At 66.4% G+C, this 16,780-nt stretch carries 18 protein-coding genes; 10 read left to right on the forward strand and 8 right to left on the reverse strand.

The genetic code is table 11. The annotated features are described in order from the left end of the window. The gene (locus tag SOM26_RS01990; RefSeq protein ID WP_320451046.1) at positions 1-444 is read left to right on the forward strand and encodes an NfeD family protein; all 444 of its coding nucleotides are present in this window, start codon (positions 1-3) and stop codon (positions 442-444) included. A 53-nt stretch (positions 445-497) separates the two neighbouring features. On the opposite strand, the gene SOM26_RS01995 is transcribed toward SOM26_RS01990, so the two are convergent. Next, complete coding sequence (locus SOM26_RS01995; RefSeq protein ID WP_320451047.1) at positions 498-2,105, reverse strand: phosphoenolpyruvate carboxykinase; 1,608 nt, start codon at positions 2,103-2,105, stop codon at positions 498-500. Between the two features lie 215 nt (positions 2,106-2,320). On the opposite strand from SOM26_RS01995, the gene SOM26_RS02000 reads away from it, so the two are divergent. Genes SOM26_RS02000 through SOM26_RS02030 form a run of 7 tightly spaced genes read left to right on the forward strand, consistent with a single transcriptional unit; the run spans position 2,321 to position 7,420 of the window. Next, on the forward strand, positions 2,321-3,028 hold the full coding sequence (locus tag SOM26_RS02000) for a response regulator (protein WP_320451048.1): 708 nt from the start codon (positions 2,321-2,323) through the stop codon (positions 3,026-3,028). Then, on the forward strand, positions 2,997-4,562 hold the full coding sequence (locus SOM26_RS02005; RefSeq protein WP_320451049.1) for a sensor histidine kinase: 1,566 nt from the start codon (positions 2,997-2,999) through the stop codon (positions 4,560-4,562). Before SOM26_RS02000 ends, SOM26_RS02005 begins: the two co-directional genes overlap by 32 nt. Before the next feature lie 2 nt (positions 4,563-4,564). After that, complete coding sequence (locus SOM26_RS02010) at positions 4,565-5,002, forward strand: HPr kinase/phosphorylase (protein WP_320451050.1); 438 nt, start codon at positions 4,565-4,567, stop codon at positions 5,000-5,002. Next, positions 5,002-5,913: an RNase adapter RapZ gene (gene rapZ, locus SOM26_RS02015; protein ID WP_320451051.1), complete on the forward strand. Its 912-nt coding sequence runs from the start codon at positions 5,002-5,004 to the stop codon at positions 5,911-5,913. Before SOM26_RS02010 ends, rapZ begins: the two co-directional genes overlap by 1 nt. 18 nt (positions 5,914-5,931) lie before the next feature. Further along, positions 5,932-6,339 (forward strand): PTS sugar transporter subunit IIA, encoded by a 408-nt coding sequence (locus SOM26_RS02020; RefSeq protein WP_320451274.1) that lies wholly within the window; start codon positions 5,932-5,934, stop codon positions 6,337-6,339. Beyond that, entirely contained in the window at positions 6,336-6,608 is a 273-nt protein-coding gene (locus SOM26_RS02025) for an HPr family phosphocarrier protein (RefSeq protein WP_320451052.1), read from the forward strand. The genes SOM26_RS02020 and SOM26_RS02025 overlap by 4 nt, the downstream gene beginning before the upstream one ends. After that, positions 6,608-7,420, forward strand: coding sequence for a TrmH family RNA methyltransferase (locus tag SOM26_RS02030; RefSeq protein WP_320451053.1), 813 nt, complete (start codon positions 6,608-6,610; stop codon positions 7,418-7,420). Before SOM26_RS02025 ends, SOM26_RS02030 begins: the two co-directional genes overlap by 1 nt. A gap of 101 nt (positions 7,421-7,521) precedes the next feature. Here the strand turns inward: SOM26_RS02030 and SOM26_RS02035 are convergent, their stop codons facing one another. From SOM26_RS02035 to recR, 3 genes are all read right to left on the reverse strand, one after another. Further along, positions 7,522-8,991, reverse strand: coding sequence for a DNA recombination protein RmuC (locus SOM26_RS02035; RefSeq protein ID WP_320451054.1), 1,470 nt, complete (start codon positions 8,989-8,991; stop codon positions 7,522-7,524). 106 nt (positions 8,992-9,097) lie between these two features. Next, entirely contained in the window at positions 9,098-9,619 is a 522-nt protein-coding gene (def, locus tag SOM26_RS02040) for a peptide deformylase (RefSeq protein ID WP_320451055.1), read from the reverse strand. 45 nt (positions 9,620-9,664) lie between these two features. Next, entirely contained in the window at positions 9,665-10,261 is a 597-nt protein-coding gene (recR, locus tag SOM26_RS02045) for a recombination mediator RecR (protein ID WP_320451056.1), read from the reverse strand. A gap of 55 nt (positions 10,262-10,316) precedes the next feature. On the opposite strand from recR, the gene fmt reads away from it, so the two are divergent. Next, positions 10,317-11,222 carry a methionyl-tRNA formyltransferase gene (fmt, locus tag SOM26_RS02050; RefSeq protein WP_320451057.1) on the forward strand — a complete coding sequence of 302 codons (906 nt, stop codon included), beginning with the start codon at positions 10,317-10,319 and terminating at the stop codon, positions 11,220-11,222. Then, a complete protein-coding gene (truA, locus tag SOM26_RS02055; protein WP_320451058.1) occupies positions 11,219-11,968 on the forward strand; it encodes a tRNA pseudouridine(38-40) synthase TruA in 750 nt (249 codons plus the stop codon). The genes fmt and truA overlap by 4 nt, the downstream gene beginning before the upstream one ends. Here the strand turns inward: truA and SOM26_RS02060 are convergent. The 4 genes from SOM26_RS02060 to ilvD are packed head-to-tail and all read right to left on the reverse strand — an operon-like array spanning position 11,950 to position 16,624. Then, a complete protein-coding gene (locus SOM26_RS02060) occupies positions 11,950-13,146 on the reverse strand; it encodes a class I SAM-dependent RNA methyltransferase (protein ID WP_320451059.1) in 1,197 nt (398 codons plus the stop codon). The genes truA and SOM26_RS02060 overlap by 19 nt on opposite strands. A 4-nt stretch (positions 13,147-13,150) precedes the next feature. Next, the gene (locus SOM26_RS02065; RefSeq protein ID WP_320451060.1) at positions 13,151-14,533 is read right to left on the reverse strand and encodes an NAD(P)H-hydrate dehydratase; all 1,383 of its coding nucleotides are present in this window, start codon (positions 14,531-14,533) and stop codon (positions 13,151-13,153) included. Next, entirely contained in the window at positions 14,530-14,916 is a 387-nt protein-coding gene (locus SOM26_RS02070; RefSeq protein ID WP_320451061.1) for a hypothetical protein, read from the reverse strand. Before SOM26_RS02070 ends, SOM26_RS02065 begins: the two co-directional genes overlap by 4 nt. Further along, the gene (ilvD, locus tag SOM26_RS02075; protein ID WP_320451062.1) at positions 14,903-16,624 is read right to left on the reverse strand and encodes a dihydroxy-acid dehydratase; all 1,722 of its coding nucleotides are present in this window, start codon (positions 16,622-16,624) and stop codon (positions 14,903-14,905) included. The genes SOM26_RS02070 and ilvD overlap by 14 nt, the downstream gene beginning before the upstream one ends. Between the last annotated feature and the right edge of the window lie 156 nt (positions 16,625-16,780).

Here is a 16,780-nt window from a genome sequence, read left to right on the forward strand (position 1 = left end):
ATGCCCGAGATCGATCCCGCCGCGCTATGGCTGGCGGCGGGATTGGTGCTGGGCATTGCTGAGTTGCTGGTGCCGGGGGTGTTCCTGATCTTCCTGGCCATCGCTGCGGGCGTGACGGCCCTCACCGTCTGGGCGTTGCCGGATATGCCGGTCGTACTGCAACTGGTTGATTTCGCGATCTGGAGTGTCGTTTGCGTCTTGGTCGGACGACGCTGGTATCGCGATTTCGCGGTGGACGGCGATGGTCCGGTGCTCAACCAGCCGGTGCTGCGGCTGCGCGGGCAGATCGTCACCGTGACGACGCCGATCATCGGCGGCGAAGGCCGGGCGCGATTGGCGGACGGGGAATGGCCGGTACGCGGGCCGGACGCGGAAAGCGGAACCCGGTTGCGGGTGGCGCATGTCGACAACGGGGTTTTGCTGTTGGAGCCGATCGGGGATTGAGACCGAAGGCCAGGGGAGAACGCCCGCCATGAGCGCCCTCCCCGACCCAGGAATTACGCCGGGACGGTAACCTTCGGCGCCGCCGCCCGCACGCCTTCGTCGACATGCTCGGCAAACTGCTGGAAATTGTCGTTGAACAGGTCGACCAGCTTGGTCGCCGTCGCGTCATAGGCGGACTTGTCGGCCCAGGTGTCGCGCGGGTTCAGGATCGCCGGATCGACGCCGGGCACCGAGACGGGCACCTGGAAACCGAAGTTCGGGTCGGTGCGGAACTCGGCGTGGTTCAGGCTGCCGTCGAGCGCGGCATTGAGCAAGGCGCGGGTCGCCTTGATCGGCATGCGATGACCGACACCGTATTTGCCTCCGGTCCAGCCGGTGTTGACCAGCCAGCAATCCACCCCACCCTTTGCGATCCGCTCCTTCAGCAGGTTGCCATAGACTGACGGGTGACGCGGCATGAACGGCGCGCCGAAGCAGGTCGAGAAGGTCGCATCCGGCTCGGTCACGCCGATCTCGGTGCCCGCGACACGCGCGGTATAGCCCGAGAGGAAGTGGTACATCGCCTGTTCGGGCGTCAGCTTGGCGATCGGCGGCAGGATGCCATAGGCGTCGGCCGTCAGCATCACGATGTTGCGCGGCACGCCCCCCATATTGTCCTTCGACGCATTGGGGATGAAGTCGATCGGATAAGCGCCCCGGCTGTTCTCGGCCAGGCTGTTGTCGTTCAGGTCGAGCTGGCGAGTCACCTGATCCATGACGACGTTTTCCAACACCGTGCCGAACCGCTTGGTGGTCGCAAAGATTTCCGGCTCCGCCTCGGGCGACAGGCGGATCATCTTGGCATAGCAACCGCCCTCGAAATTGAAGATCGCCGTGTCCGACCAGCCATGCTCGTCATCGCCGATCAGCGTGCGGCTGGCATCGGCCGACAGGGTCGTCTTGCCGGTGCCGGACAGACCGAAGAACACCGCCGTCGATCCATCGGCACCCATGTTTGCCGAGCAATGCATCGGCATCACGCCCGTCGTCGGCAGGAGATAGTTGAGCAGGCCGAAGACCGATTTCTTCATCTCGCCCGCATAACGCGTGCCGCCGATCAGGATCAGCTTTTCGGTCATGTTGACCGCGATCACGGTCGACGAGCGGCAGCCGTGGCGAGCCGGGTCGGCGCGGAAGCTGGGCAGGTCGATGATGGTGTAATCGGCGACGAAATTGCGCAGCTCATGCTCTTGCGGGCGGACCAGCATCGTGCGGATGAAAAGGTTGTGCCAGGCCAGCTCGGTCACGACGCGAACGCGGACGCGATGCTCGGGCTGCGAACCGCCGTACAGGTCCTGGACGAACAGGTCTTCCTTCTGGCCCAGCGCGGCGAAGAAATCAGCCTTCAGCGCGGCGAAGTCGTCCGGGCTCATCGGCTTGTTGGTCTTGCCCCACCACACGGTGTCGCGCGTCTCGTCGTCGCGGACCATGAACTTGTCCTGCGCCGAGCGACCAGTGTGCTCGCCCGTCTCGACGACCAGCGGACCATCGGCGGACAGCTTGCCCTCGCCGCGTGCGACGGCGGTTTCGATCAGCCGGGCGGTCACGAGGTTCCAATGCAGCGTGGCGCGGGTTTCTATGCCCTGCGCCTGCAGGCCGACTTCCGGAATCCGTTCGTTCATTAGAGCTTCCTCGTTCCCCATGGACCCTGTTTCAAAGAACCGGATCCCGTTTTGATCGCACGCGAGTTTGCCTCGGCGTTGGTCCTCCCATAGCCGTTTTGTTAAACACGTCAAACACCGCTTTTCGCGAAGACGGTTGAGCCGTGTGCCGCTTTCGCCTAACCGAGGCGCATGGCGGTATCCTCGCTCGATCATCATTGGGGTTTTCGCATCGCATGACGGCCACCATCGCGCTGGTCGATGACGACCGGAACATTCTGACATCCGTGTCGATCGCGCTGCAGGCGGAGGGTTTCGTGACCCGCGTCTATGCCGATGGCGAGGCCGCGCTGAAGGCCTTGATCGACAATCCACCGGACCTGGCGATTTTCGACATCAAGATGCCGCGCATGGACGGGCTGGAGTTGCTGCGCCGCCTGCGTGAGAAGAGCCAGATCCCGGTCATCTTCCTGACCAGCAAGGATGACGAGCTGGACGAGGCGCTGGGCCTGGCGATGGGCGCTGACGATTATATCGCCAAGCCCTTTTCCCAGCGGCTGCTGATCGCCCGTATCCGCGCCATCCTGCGCCGGTCGGAAAATGTCGGGGCACCGCAAGGCACGCCCGCCGCGGACGTTCAGGGCCCGCTGACCCGCGGCGCACTGGCGATGGACCCCGCACGGCACCGTGTGACCTGGAAGGGCGAGCCGGTAACGCTGACCGTCACCGAATTCCTGATCCTGGAAACGCTGGCGCAGCGTCCCGGCATCGTGCGGACACGAAACCAGTTGATGGATGCGGCCTATCAGGACGACATCTATGTCGATGATCGTACGATCGACAGCCATATCAAGCGGTTGCGGCGCAAGTTTCGCCAGGTAGATCCCGACTTCGACGCCATCGAGACGCTCTATGGCGCCGGTTACCGATTCTCCGAGGAGTGAAGCTCCCGACCTGGCGTTGCGCTGGTCGGGCCAGATTTCGCTGACGCAGCGAATTCTGGCGATCAACATCTTTGCCTTGCTGCTGCTGGCGGGCGGCTTCTTCTATCTCGACTCCTATCGTACCCGCCTGCTGGACAACCGGGTCGCCCAATCGCTGCGCGAGGTGCGGTTGATGGGCGAGGCGCTGACATCGGTCCGCGATGACGAGCGTGACGCCCTTGTCGGACGGCTTGCGCGGGACACCGGGGCTCGGCTTCGTCTGTTCGACATATCCGGCCGCCTGACCGGCGACAGCCGCGCGTTGGGTGTGCGCAACGTGGTGTTCCGCGACCCCGACAAACAGGATTGGGGCCAGGTCATCGCGCGGTTTCTCGACGCCGGGATCGACACGGTGGTCGGCGCGGCGCGGCCGCCGCTTTATCGGGAGCGGCGCGGCGGGGCGGAATGGCCCGACGTCGCCCGGGCCCGCGAAGGGCGGATTTCCGCCTCGATCTGGCGCGCGCCGGACCGTACCCCCGTCATCACGGCCGCCGCTCCCCTGCCCGGCGGCGGCGCGATCATGGCGACCGAGAACGCCCGGTTCATCACCGAGACGGTACGGATCGAGCGGTTTCGCCTGAGCGTCCTGCTCGCCTTGGTCGCGCTGATCTCGGTCCTGTTGTCGCTGTTTCTGGCGCGCACGATCGTGCGCCCTCTGCGTCGCCTGGCGCGGGCGGCCGTACGGGTCCGGCTGGGCCGGGCACGCGAAGTGGTGGTGCCCCGCCTGCCCGACCGGCGGGACGAACTGGGGATGCTGGCGCGCGCCCTCTCCGACATGAGCCTGGCGCTACGTGCGCGGATCGATGCGACGGAAGCCTTTGCCGCCGACGTCACGCATGAGCTCAAGAACCCGTTGGCGTCGCTTCGCTCGGCGGTCGACACGCTGGAGACGGTTCACGACCCCGATCTCCAGGCACAGCTGCTCGCGATCGTCCGCGACGATGTCCGACGGCTCGACCGGCTCATTACCGACATCTCGGATGCGTCACGGCTCGATGCGCAGCTCAGTCGCGCCAAGTTCGATCCGGTCGACCTCCATGCGCTGCTCGCCGGTCTTATCGCCCAGCGCGAGGCGCGCGGAGTGGAACGTGGCATCCGCCTGCGCTTCGATTCGACCGAGCCCGGTCCGGCGATGGTATCGGGCGAAGGCGCCAGGCTGGAACGCGTGTTCGAAAATCTCGTCGCCAACGCCCTTTCGTTCTCACCCGCCGAAGCGGTCGTGGCGATCAGCCTCGCCCGCGAGCAGAGTGAGTTCGTCGTCCGCGTCGAGGACGAGGGGCCGGGCGTACCCGAGGAAGCGCGCGAGGCGATCTTCCGCCGTTTCCATTCGATCCGCCCGAGCAGCGAGCATTTTGGACAACATTCCGGCCTGGGTCTCGCCATCGCGCGGACGATCGTCGACGCCCATCAGGGCCGGATTTATGTCGAATCGCGTGAGGATCGGCTGAGCGGAGCGCGCTTCGTCGTCCGCCTGCCGCTGGCGGCGGGGGCCTGAGGGTGGATCGGGAAACCGAACTGATCCATGCCACCGGCCTCGCCATCGACGGTGTCGGCGTCCTGCTGACCGGACCGTCCGGGGCGGGCAAATCCGATTTGGCGCTGCGACTGATCGACCGAGGGGCGACGTTGATCGGCGATGATTATCTCCATGCTCGGCAGGACGGCACCATGTTGCGGGTGACGGTTCCCGATCGGATCGCCGGGCTGATCGAGGTGCGCGGGGTGGGTATCGTGCCGGTGCCATATGATGGTTCCGCCGTCATCGGCCTCGTCATAGCTCTCGTGTCCGGCTCCGATACCGAAGAGCGCCTGCCGGACGCGCGTGACACGGTGATCGCGGGCGTCACCCTTCCTATCTATAGCATTGCCCCCTTTCCCGCTTCGGCCCCGATCAAGGTCGAGCTTCTGGTATCGCGTCTCAAGGAGCGTCCCTGATGGACCGAAAACGCATTCTGCTGGTCACCGGCATGTCCGGTGCAGGCACCTCGACCACGCTCAAGACGCTGGAGGACCTCGGCTGGGAGGTGGTCGACAATCTGCCGCTCTTCCTCCTCGACGGGCTTCTCGATGCCGCCCCGCCCACCGGCATGGAGGGCAAGAACCGGCCGCTGGCGATCAGCATCGGTGTGCGAACGCGCGATTTCGCCCCCGACCAGATCACGCAGAGCATCCGGCGGCTGAACGAGAGCCCCAATCTGGCGATCGAGACACTGTTCCTGAATTGCGGCGGGGCCGAGTTGAAGCGTCGCTATGCCGAGACGCGGCATCGCCATCCGCTGGCGATGGACCGTGCGGCGGACGATGGCATCGCCCATGAACGCGCGCTGCTGGCGCCGGTCCGGGACATGGCCGATCGCCTGCTCGACACGACCAACATGACCAGCAACGACCTGGGCCAGTGGTTGCGCGCGAATTATGCGGTCGAGGGCCTGAGCGAACCCGTTCTTGCGGTCATGTCCTTCGGCTTTTCCAAGGGGCTGCCCCGCAATGCCGACCTGGTGTTCGACATGCGTTTCCTGCGCAATCCCCATTGGTCCGCCGAATTGCGCCCCGGCACCGGGCTCGACCAGGGCGTGATCGACTATATCCGACACGACCCGGCCTATGAAACCGCGCTGGAACAGATCGAAGGCCTGCTCGACACGCTGGTGCCGCGCTACATCGCCAGCGGCAAATCCTACATCACCGTCGCGATCGGCTGCACTGGCGGGCGTCATCGCTCGGTCCACGTTGCCGAACGGGTTGCGGGACGGTTGCGCAAAAGCGGTTTTTCCCCCACGGTGGTGCATCGTGATTTGAGCGCCGTGCCGAAAGACTCTCTCGAAGCCAGGCCGGCCAAGCAATGATGGATATGCGTGTCTGACATGATCGGTCTGGTTCTGGTGACGCACGGGCGGCTCGCCGATGAGTTCGTGACCGCGATGATACATGTGGTCGGGCCGCAGGAGCGGATCGCCACCATCGCGATCGGGCCGGAGGACGATATGGAGGAGCGCCGTGCCGATATCGCCGGGGCGATCGCCACCGTCGATGCCGGGCGCGGCGTGATCGTGCTGACCGACCTGTTCGGCGGCACCCCTTCCAACCTCGCCATCTCGCTGATGGAACGCGGCCGGGTGGAGGTGATCGCGGGCATGAACCTGCCGATGCTGATCCGCCTGGGTTCGGCACGCAAGTCGATGCAGGTCGTCGATGCGGTCGCCGCGGCGCGCGAGGCGGGCCGCAAATACATCTCGGTCGCCTCCGAAGTGCTGGGCGAGGCCGCGGCATGAGCGAGCAGACGCGAACCGTCCTCATCACCAACCGCCGGGGACTTCATGCGCGTGCCAGCGCCAAGTTCGTCACCCTCGCCTCTACCCAACCCTGCGAGGTGCGCGTGGCCAAGGACGGAAGCACCGTGACCGGCACGTCGATCATGGGCCTGATGATGCTGGGCGCCGCCATGGGCGACAGCATCACGATCAGCGCGGCTGGCGACGGCGCGGGCGAGACGGTCGAGGCGCTGGTCGCCTTGGTGGAAGCGAAGTTCGGCGAAGACTGATGCCGCGTGAGATTACCGCTTATTCGAACCCGCTGATCAAGTGGGCCCGCGACCTTCGTGACAAGCGTCACCGCAAACAGGCGCGGCAGTTCCTGGCCGAGGGACTGCGCATCCTGACCGAGGCGCGCGAGACGGGGCGATTACCGCACCTGCTGTTCTACGCCAAGCCATCGGCGAACCATCCGCTCGTCCGCGAGCTGGTCGAGGCGGTCGAGGCCGCCGAGGGCGAGGCGATCGAGACCACGCCGGACATCCTGTCCAAGCTGTCGGGCAAGGACAATCCGCAGGCGGTCGTCGGCGTCTTCGAGGAGTTCGGCCTGACCCTCGACGGGCTGGACCGATCGTCGTCGAACATCTGGCTGGTCGCCGAGCGCCTGCGCGATCCCGGCAATCTCGGCACGATCCTGCGTACCGGTGACGCGGTGGGCGCAGGCGGCCTGATCCTGATCGGTGAGTGCGTCGACCCGTTTTCGGTCGAGGCAGTCCGCGCGAGCATGGGGGCGCTGTTTACGATGCCGATCGTGCGCACCGAGTGGCAGCCGTTTCTCGACTGGCTCCGTCAGGGGCCGGGCCAGCTCGTCGGGCTGAGCCTCGACACCGATTCGGACTATCGTGCCGCCCGCTACGCCGCGCCGACCTTCCTGCTGACCGGGAATGAGGCGCAAGGCATGCCCGCCGAATATGCCGCCGCCTGCGACACGCTGGTCAAGATTCCGATGCTGGGCAAGGCCGATAGTCTGAACGCAGCGGTCGCGACCGCCGTCATGGCCTATGAGGTGCTGGCTCAGCAGGGTGGCGGCAAGGCGGGCTGAACGGATACGCGATATGTTACCGTCGATGTCGAGCAGTCCTGAAGCTTGATTCAGCCAAGCTGAAACGCCACCCCGGCGGAGGCCGGGGTGGCAGGACGATATTATGAAACAGCCGCCACGCCGTCATCGGTGCTGGTGAGTTCAGGCACCGGCATCAACTTGGTCAGCGGACGTACCGACTGCTCGATCAGCGGCGGGGATTCGATCGTCTTGCCGGCCGTATCGATGTTGAGCGCCTCGAACCGCTTGGCACTGGTCAGGACGTTGCTTTCCAGGCTTCCGACGAACGCATTATATGCGGTCATCGCCGTATCCAAATTTTTGCCCAACTTCGCGACATGCCCGCCCATTACCGACAGGCGGCTGTACAGTTCCTTGCCAAGCACGCCGATCTCCTGCGCCTGCTGTGCCAGCTTCTCCTGACGCCAGACGGCGGCGACGGTACGCGCAATCGCGATCAGGTTCGTAGGAGTCGCCAGCAAAACCTTCTTTTCGAATGCAAAATCCCACAGCGTCGGATCATGCTCCAGCGCAGCCGACAGGAAATGCTCGCCCGGTACGAACATGATGACATAGTCCGGCGCGTCATCAAACTGGCTCCAGTAGCTCTTGTTGCCCAGCCCGTTGACGTGCGCGCGCATCGCGGCGGCATGCCGGGTCAGCCCCAGTTGCCGTTCCGAATCGTCCACCGCGCCGAACGCATCCTGATAGTCGTTGAGCGAGACCTTCGCGTCGATCACCAGCGACTTTCCACCCGGAACGCGGATGATCGCGTCAGGGCGCAGCCGTCCGCCATCGCCGTCCGCCACGCTGACCTCGGTCTGGAAATCGGCATGTTCGGACAGGCCACAGCTTTCCAGCACGTTGCGGAGTTGCTGCTCGCCCCAGCGGCCGCGCGCCTTGGGCGCGTTCCGTAGTGCGTTGACCAGCTTGGCCGCCTCGCCCGAGACGCGCTCCTGGCCGATCCGCATCGCCTCGATCTGCCCCTTGAGTTCACCGAACGCATCACGGCGTTCATCCTCGACCTTCCGCACACTCTCTTCGTAACGCTGCAACCGTTGGTGCACCGGGTCGAGCAGCGATTTCAGCGTCTGCCCCGAAGCCTCCTCCGACTGGCGGAAACGCGCCTCGGCGCGCTCCAGGAATTGACGTTGGGCGACCTCCAGCGCGCGGGCCGCCGCTTCGCCGAACTGCGCGTTGATCTGCTCGCGCGCCTGGCCCAGCGCCTCCAGCGTCTGGGCATAAGCGGTTTCCCGCTCCTGCGCTCGCGCCCGCAACTCGGCGATATCACGCAGCGCGGCGTTGCGCTCGGCCTCCACCGCATCGCGGGCGGCGCGGATCATGTCCAGATCGGCCGCCCGACCACGCAGTTCGGCCAGCGCCTGCAGCGCTTCGGTCCGCTCTCGCTCTGCCTTGTCACGGCTCGCGCGGAGCGGTTCGACCTCGGCGGCGCGGGTCGTGGCGGTGGCGAGTTCTGCTGCCACCCCGTCCGCCTTGCGCCGGGCAATGATCCAGCCGACCACGCCCCCCAACAGGAGAGCGAGCAACGCGACGGCGATCAGTTCGGGCATTTCATCAACCTGTCAGATACGATTACAGGTTGGAACATAGAACGAACGAAGCCGGTCGAACACGGCTATTCGACCGGCTTCGGGAAATGCAGCGATGTGGCTGGGCTCAGCCCTTGCGGATCTTGTTCAGCTTGCGCATCAGCATGTCGCGCTTCAACCGGCTGACATGGTCGATGAACAGCACGCCGTTCAGATGGTCGATCTCATGCTGCATGCACGTCGCCAGCAGGCCGTCCAGTTCTTCCTCATGCGCCTGCCCCTTCTCGTCCAGCCACTTGACGCGGCAGGAGGCGGGGCGCTTCACCTCGGCATATTGCTCGGGGATGGAGAGGCAACCCTCGTTATAGGTCGACAGCTCTTCGCTGACCGACAGGATTTCGGGATTGATATAGGCTTTGGGGTTCTTAACCGGCTTGCCCTCTTCATCCTCTTCCTCCTGTAGGTCGATGACGAGAATGCGCTGATCGACGCCGACCTGGATCGCGGCGAGACCGATGCCGTGCGCATCGTACATCGTCTCGATCATGTCGGAGACGAGCTGGCGGACGGCGTCATCGACCGTCTCGACGGGCTTGGAGACGAGACGCAGGCGGGGGTCGGGAACTTCGACGATCGGAAGAATGGCCATGACGGTTTCGCTACGGTGAGCGGCCCGAACCGTCAAGCCGGCGGATCAGACCACCGGCCGCCGTGCACGCAGCGCCTGGGCCAGCGTGCCCTCGTCCAGATAATCGAGTTCACCCCCGACCGGCAGGCCATGCGCAAGCTGGGTCACGCGAACCGGAAAGCGCTCGATCCGCTCGGCGATGTAATGCGCGGTCGTCTGCCCTTCCAGCGTGGCGTTCATCGCAAGCACGACCTCGTCGATCCCGCCGCCCTCGATCCGCCGAACCAGCGCGTCGATGGCCAGGTCCTCGGGCCGGATACCTTCCAGCGCCGACAACCGGCCGCCCAGGACGTGGAACCGTCCGGGAAACAGGCGCGACCGCTCCAGCGCCCAGAGATCCGCGACTTCCTCCACGACACACAGCGCGCCCGCGTCACGGCGGGGGTCGGCACAGATCGCGCAAGGGTTGGCCGTGTCGATGTTGCCGCAGGTCGTACAGGTCTCCAGCCGTTCCTCGACCGCGCCCAGCGCCGTCAGCAGCGGCACCAGCGCCGCCTCCCGCTTCTTGAGCAGATGCAGGACCGCGCGACGTGCCGATCGGGGGCCTAGGCCAGGAATACGCGCCAGCGCCTGGGTAAGCGCCTCGATCTCGGGGGATGCCATATGTGAACAGATAGGGGGTTGCGCGCCGTCCCGCCAGCGGAGAGAGGCGAATGCCATGCGGATCATCTTCATGGGTACGCCGGGCTTTGCCGTCCCGGTCCTGCAGGCGCTGGTCGAGGCCGGGCACGAGGTCGTCGCCAGCTATAGCCAACCACCGCGCCCTGGCGGGCGACGCGGACGACAGCTGGTGCCCTCCCCGGTCCAGCAGATGGCCGAAGCGCTCGGCATAGCGGTGCTGACCCCGGTATCGCTGCGCTCGGCGGAGGAGCAGGCGCGCTTTGCCGCTTTCCAGGCCGATGTCGCGGTCGTGGCGGCCTATGGCCTGATCCTGCCGCAGCCGATCCTGGATGCGCCGCGCCTGGGTTGCCTGAACGTCCACGGCTCGCTGCTACCCAGATGGCGGGGGGCGGCACCGATCCAGAGGGCGATCCTGGCCGGTGACATGGTCACGGGTGTCGGCATCATGCAGATGGAGGCCGGGCTCGACACCGGCCCGGTGCGGTTGGAGGGCTCGACGCCGATCGGGCGCAAAACGACCGGCGAACTGACCGACGAACTGGCCGCGATGGGCGCTGCGCTGATGGTCAGGGTTCTCGCCGACCCGGAACGTTATCCCGCCCGGACCCAGCCGGTCGACGGCGTCACCTATGCCGCCAAGATCGACAAGGCGGAAACGCGGCTGGATTTTGGCAAACCCGCGATCGAACTGGAGCGCCAGGTCCGCGCCTTCCATCCTGCGCCCGGCGCCTGGTTCGAATATCAGGGTGAGCGGATCAAGATCCTGTCGGCGGAGGTCGTCGATGCCGGTGGCGCAGCGGGCACCGTGCTGGACGACCGGCTGACCATCGCCTGCGACGGAGGGGCGTTGCGCCCCGTCGACGTCCAGCGCGCAGGGCGCGGCGTATCGAGCGCCAACGATCTGCTTCGCGGCTTTGCGATCCCGGCGGGGACGCAGCTTTGACCCGATTCGCGCTGACCGTCGAGTTTGACGGGCGTCCCTTCATGGGCTGGCAGCGCCAGTCGCATGGCCCCAGCGTGCAGCAGGCGCTGGAGGATGCCGTCTACGCGGTCACCGGCGAGCGGACGGCGGTCCATGCCGCCGGGCGAACCGATGCCGGGGTGCACGGCCTGGCGATGCGGGCGCATGTCGAGATCGACAAGACGATCACCCCGTTCCGCCTGATGGAGGCGATCAATGCGCGGGTCCGCCCGGCACCGGTGGCCGTGCTGGCGTGCGTCGAGGTCGCGCCCGACTGGCATGCGCGCTTTTCGTGTATCCGCCGGTCCTATGAATATCGCATCGTCAACCGCCGGGCGCCGCTGACCTTCGAGGCGGGGCTGGCATGGCAGGTGCCGCAGCCCCTGGACGCGCTCGCCATGGCCAAGGCGGCGACAAGGTTGGTCGGGCGACATGACTTCACGACCTTCCGCTCGGCGCATTGCCAGGCGGACAGCCCGGTGCGCACGCTCGACCTGTTGTCGGTCGAGCGGAACGGCGACCGCCTGTTCGTCCGGGCGGCCGCACGGTCCTTCCTGCACCATCAGGTGCGGTCGATGGTCGGATGCCTCGCGCTGGTCGGCATGGGCCGCTGGACACCCGACGATGTGGAGGCCGCGCTGAACGCCCGCGACCGCGCTCAGCTGGGGCTGAACGCACCGTCGGACGGGCTGTTCTTCGTGGCCGCGGATTACCCGGCCGACGGCTGACGCGAGAAGCGTGCGGCCAGTTCGACATGGGTCGACCAGCGGAACTGGCCCACCGGCTGCACCCAATCAAGCGACCAGCCTTTCTCAACCATTGCCTTGGCATCGCGCGCGAAGCTGGACGGATTGCACGACACATAGGCGACGGTGGCGACCTCAGCTTCGGCCAGTGCCTCCGCCTGATCGCGGGCCCCGGCGCGCGGCGGATCGAGGACGATCGCATCGAACCGATCGAGCTCCGCCTTGGTCAACGGGCGGCGATAGAGATCGCGATGCTCGCCAAAGACCAGTCGTCCGGTAACGTTCGCCGCACCCTTCAACGACATGATGGCATCGCGCGCCCCCTCGGCGGCATAGACCTTGCCGGGCAGCGCGAAGGTGAAGGTGCCGAGCCCGGCGAACAGGTCGGCCGTCGTGCGCGGGCGACCCACCGCGTCGAGTACCGCCGCGACCAGCGTCGCCTCGCCATCGCGCGTCGCCTGCAGGAACGCGCCCGGCGGCAGCGGCACCGCGACGCCGCCCAGCGTGACGGTGACAGGCTCCGGCTCCCACCGGGTTTCGGCGCCCAGCCCGTCGTCGACCGAGAAACGGGCCACGCCATAACGCTGGCAAAAACCGATGATCGCCTCGGCCGCATCCAGCCCGTCGGGCGACAGGCCGGTGATGAGGATATCCGCGCCCTGATCCGCCAGCGTCAGATGGACGTCGCCGCGCCGCTTGAACCCCAGTCGCTGGAGAAGGATGCGCAGCGGTGCGACGAGAGCGAAGAGCGCGGGATCGAGGATATGGCATTCGGCCATGTCGACGATCGCATGGCTCTTTTCCTCGGAGAAGCCGATCAGGACCCGGCCACCCTTGAACTCGGCATGGAGCGTCGCCCGGCGGCGGCTGTGCGACGGTGAGACATGCGTCGGGCGTAGCGGCGCGGACAGCCCCTGCGCGTCGAGCGCGGACGCGACCCGGTCGGTCACGAACCCGGCATAGCTTTCATCGTCCAGATGCTGGAGCTGGCAACCGCCACAGCGTGGAAAATGGCCGCATGGAGGCGATTGGTGATGTGGGCCGGGCGTCAGAGTGCCGTCGGCCGACAGGGTGTCGCCGGGGGCGGCAAGGGCGGCGTGGCGGCCGTTCGCGGTCACGCCGTCGCCTCGGGCGGCAACGCGGATGATGGTATCGCTCATGCGGTCAGCCTCTGACGGCGGAAAGGGCATCTGCCAAGTCGTCCGCGATGAAAGCCTTGCCACACAGCCTTGCCGCCTGGCCATGAAGCCACACCCCTGCCTCGGCCGCCGCCATTGGATCGAGCCCCGCCGCCAGCATCGCTCCGATCGCGCCCGCCAATACGTCGCCCGTGCCGGCGGTAGATAGCCAAGGGCTGGCCGGCGGGCACAGGATCGCCCTGCCACCGGGCTCGGCGATCACGGTGTCTGCACCCTTATGGACGACGATCGCCCCGCTCCGGCGCGCGGCGTCGCGTGTAGCGGTCAGCTTGCCGGCGGTCATGTCGCCGAACAGATGGGAAAATTCGCCGCCATGGGGTGTAAGGATCTTCGGTCCGTCGTGATGGGCGAGTGCGTCGAGATTTACCAGGCGGAGCGCATCGCCGTCGATCACCAATGGCCGCCCGCTGTCCATTGCCGCGCGCAGCCGTTCCCCGGCATACTCGTCGCGTCCCAAACCGGGCCCGATTACGACCACGCCAATGCGCGCATCGTCCAGTGCCTCGGGTGTAAAGCTCCGGCGGACGATGGCATGAGGGTGGGCTGTGGCCACGCCGGTATCGGCGGCGAGATGCAGCACATAACCCGCCCCAGCCCGTGCGGCGGCGATCGCGGCGAGTTCGGATGCACCCGACATGCTGCCCGCGATGATCGCCACCATGCCCCGGCTATACTTGTGCGACCCGGCGCCCGGCTCCGGTAAGGCGGGTGAAGTCGTGACGCGTGCGGTGCCACCGACCGGTACGCCGATATCGAGCACGCGAACCGTGCCCATATGCGACGCGGCAGGCTGCAGGAGATGCGCAGGCTTCACCGCTCCCAGTGCGAGCGTGACGTTGAAGCACGGTATGTCGCTCAACACCTGCCCGCTATCGGTGGCGACACCGCTCGGCAGGTCGACCGCGATCCTGAGTTCGGCCTTGTCCGCCAGTCGCCGGAGATGGTGAGCCGTCATCTCCTCCAGCCCCCGCGACAGACCGGTCCCGAACAACGCATCGACCAGCACCTGCGCGCTTGGTACCCTTGCCAGCGACTCGATCGGCCCTTGCCACCGTGCGGCCGCCTGACGGCATCCATCGCTTTGGGGTTCGCTCGCCGCAGCGACCCGCACAGCCTTGCCCCGTTCGGCCAGGATCGCAGCGGCGATATAGCCATCGCCGCCATTATTGCCCGGTCCGCACAGGATCAGCACCTCACGAGTGGCAGCGAGCCGGAAGATGGCCTCCGCAATCGCCCGGCCCGCCCGATCCATCAGCGCTGCCTCGGTCGTACCGTCCGCCATCGCGGCCTGCTCGGCTGCGCGCATTTCGTCGGCTGTCAGGATGGGGCGGCCTTCGCTCGGGATCATGGCGTTTCGATGGTCGCGGGCAGGCGATACCGATGGTCACCGACCTGGATCTCGATCTGGCGATCGCCCGCGACGCTGACCTGTGCGGGCAATGCCCCGTCCGCCGTTGCAACGCCGCGCCCGTCCCGGGTCACCTGCAAGCGGCGGAACCCGCCATCGGGATGGCGCACCGTCAGAATCGTGCCGCTCGCCGAGGCCGACTGTTCGACGGTGCAGTCACGTGAGAAACTCTGAGCACCCGCCAGCGCGCATTCGATAGCGAGGCCGGGGGCCTGCGGTGCCGACGGCGTATTGGCCGCCGCCGTCTCCCGGTCGCCCTGCCCGCCCGAACAGCCAGCCAGCACCATGGCGCTGGCCAGCCAGCGGAAATCAGATGTCCGCATAGACATGGCGCTCGCTCTTGGCGCCGGGGTGCGTGACCGCGCCTTGATGCGCGGGGCCGACATTCTGGGCATAGCGCCACAACACGCCGGACTGATAATCGTTCATGCGCGGGGTCCAGCGGGCGCGACGCTCGTCCAGGACTGCGGGTTCGATCAGCAGGTCGACCGTTCCCGCCTCCGCGTCGATGCGGATGGTATCGCCATTCTCGACCAGCGCGATCGGACCGCCATCGGCCGCTTCGGGACCGACATGGCCGATGCAGAAGCCACGCGTGCCGCCCGAAAAGCGGCCATCGGTGATGAGGGCGACCTTCTCGCCCAGGCCCTGGCCGTATAGAGCCGCGGTGGTCGACAGCATTTCGCGCATGCCGGGGCCACCCTTTGGCCCTTCATAGCGGATGACGACGACGGTGCCCTCGGTGATCGCGCGCGCCTCGACCGCCGCGAAGGCCTCTTCCTCGCAGTCGAAGACCTGGGCGACACCCTCGAACTGAAGGCGCTTCATCCCCGCGACCTTCACGATCGCACCCTCGGGCGCCAGCGTGCCGCGCAGGCCCACGACGCCACCGGTCGGCGTGATCGGGGTCTTCACGTCATAGATGACCTTCTGGTCGGGGTTCCAGGTGACCTCGTCGATATTCTCGGCCAGCGTCTTGCCGGTGACGGTGATGCAGTCGCCATGCAAGAAGCCGCCCGCCAGCAGCGTCTTCATCAGCATATAGACGCCACCCGCTTCATACATGTCCTTGGCGACATAACGGCCGCCCGGCTTCAGGTCGGCGATGTACGGGGTGGTCTTGAAGATCTCGGCCACGTCGAACAGGTCGAAATCGATGCCCGCCTCATTCGCCATGGCAGGCAGGTGAAGCCCGGCATTGGTGGAACCGCCGGTTGCCGCCACGACGCGTGCCGCATTCTCAAAGGCTTCGCGGGTGCAGATGTCACGCGGACGCAGGTTGCGTGCGATCAGTTCCATCACCTGCTCGCCCGCCGCCTCGGCAATGCCGTGACGGTCGAGGGAGGGGGCGGGCATCATGTTGCTGTTCGGCAGCGACAGGCCGATCGCCTCTCCGACACAGGCCATGGTGTTGGCGGTGAACTGGCCACCGCACGCGCCGTGGCCGGGACATGCGACCTTTTCCAACGCGATCAGGTCGTGGAGCGGGCAGTTGCCTGCCGCATGCTGGCCCACCGCCTCGAACACGTCGACCACGGTCACGTCGCGGTCCTGATGACGGCCGGGCAGGATCGAGCCGCCATAGACGAAGATCGACGGCACGTTCAGTCGCAACATCGACATCATCATGCCGGGCAGCGACTTGTCGCACCCCGCAAAGCCGACAAGTGCGTCATAGCAGTGGCCGCGCACCGAGAGCTCGACCGAATCGGCGATGACCTCGCGGCTGACCAGCGAGGACTTCATGCCCTGATGGCCCATCGCGATACCGTCGGTCACGGTGATGGTGTTGAACCGGCGCGGCATGCCGCCGCCGCGAATGACGCCCGCCTGCGCGGCATCGGCCTGTGCATCCAGCGTGGTGTTGCAGGGTGCCGAATTGTTACCCGCACTCGCCAGCGCGACGAACGGCTTGGCGATATCCTCTTCCTGGATACCCATGGCATAATAATAGCTGCGATGGGGCGCGCGCTCCGGGCCGACGGAAACGTGGCGGGACGGCAGGCGAGACTTGTCGAATGGGCGTGTCATGGCGCAGCCCTATGTCGCCAGACCGACCTTTGACGCAAGCAAATTTCGCAGCCCGTGCATCAGAACGTGGAATCAGGCCCTTGGCATTCGCCCGACTGCCCGACAGTGCCTCCCCGCCGTTGCCTGGAAGACACCCCCTTGGCGATGGGGGTTGCC

The organism is Sphingomonas sp. CFBP8993, from assembly GCF_034044895.1.
Classification (GTDB): domain Bacteria; phylum Pseudomonadota; class Alphaproteobacteria; order Sphingomonadales; family Sphingomonadaceae; genus Sphingomonas.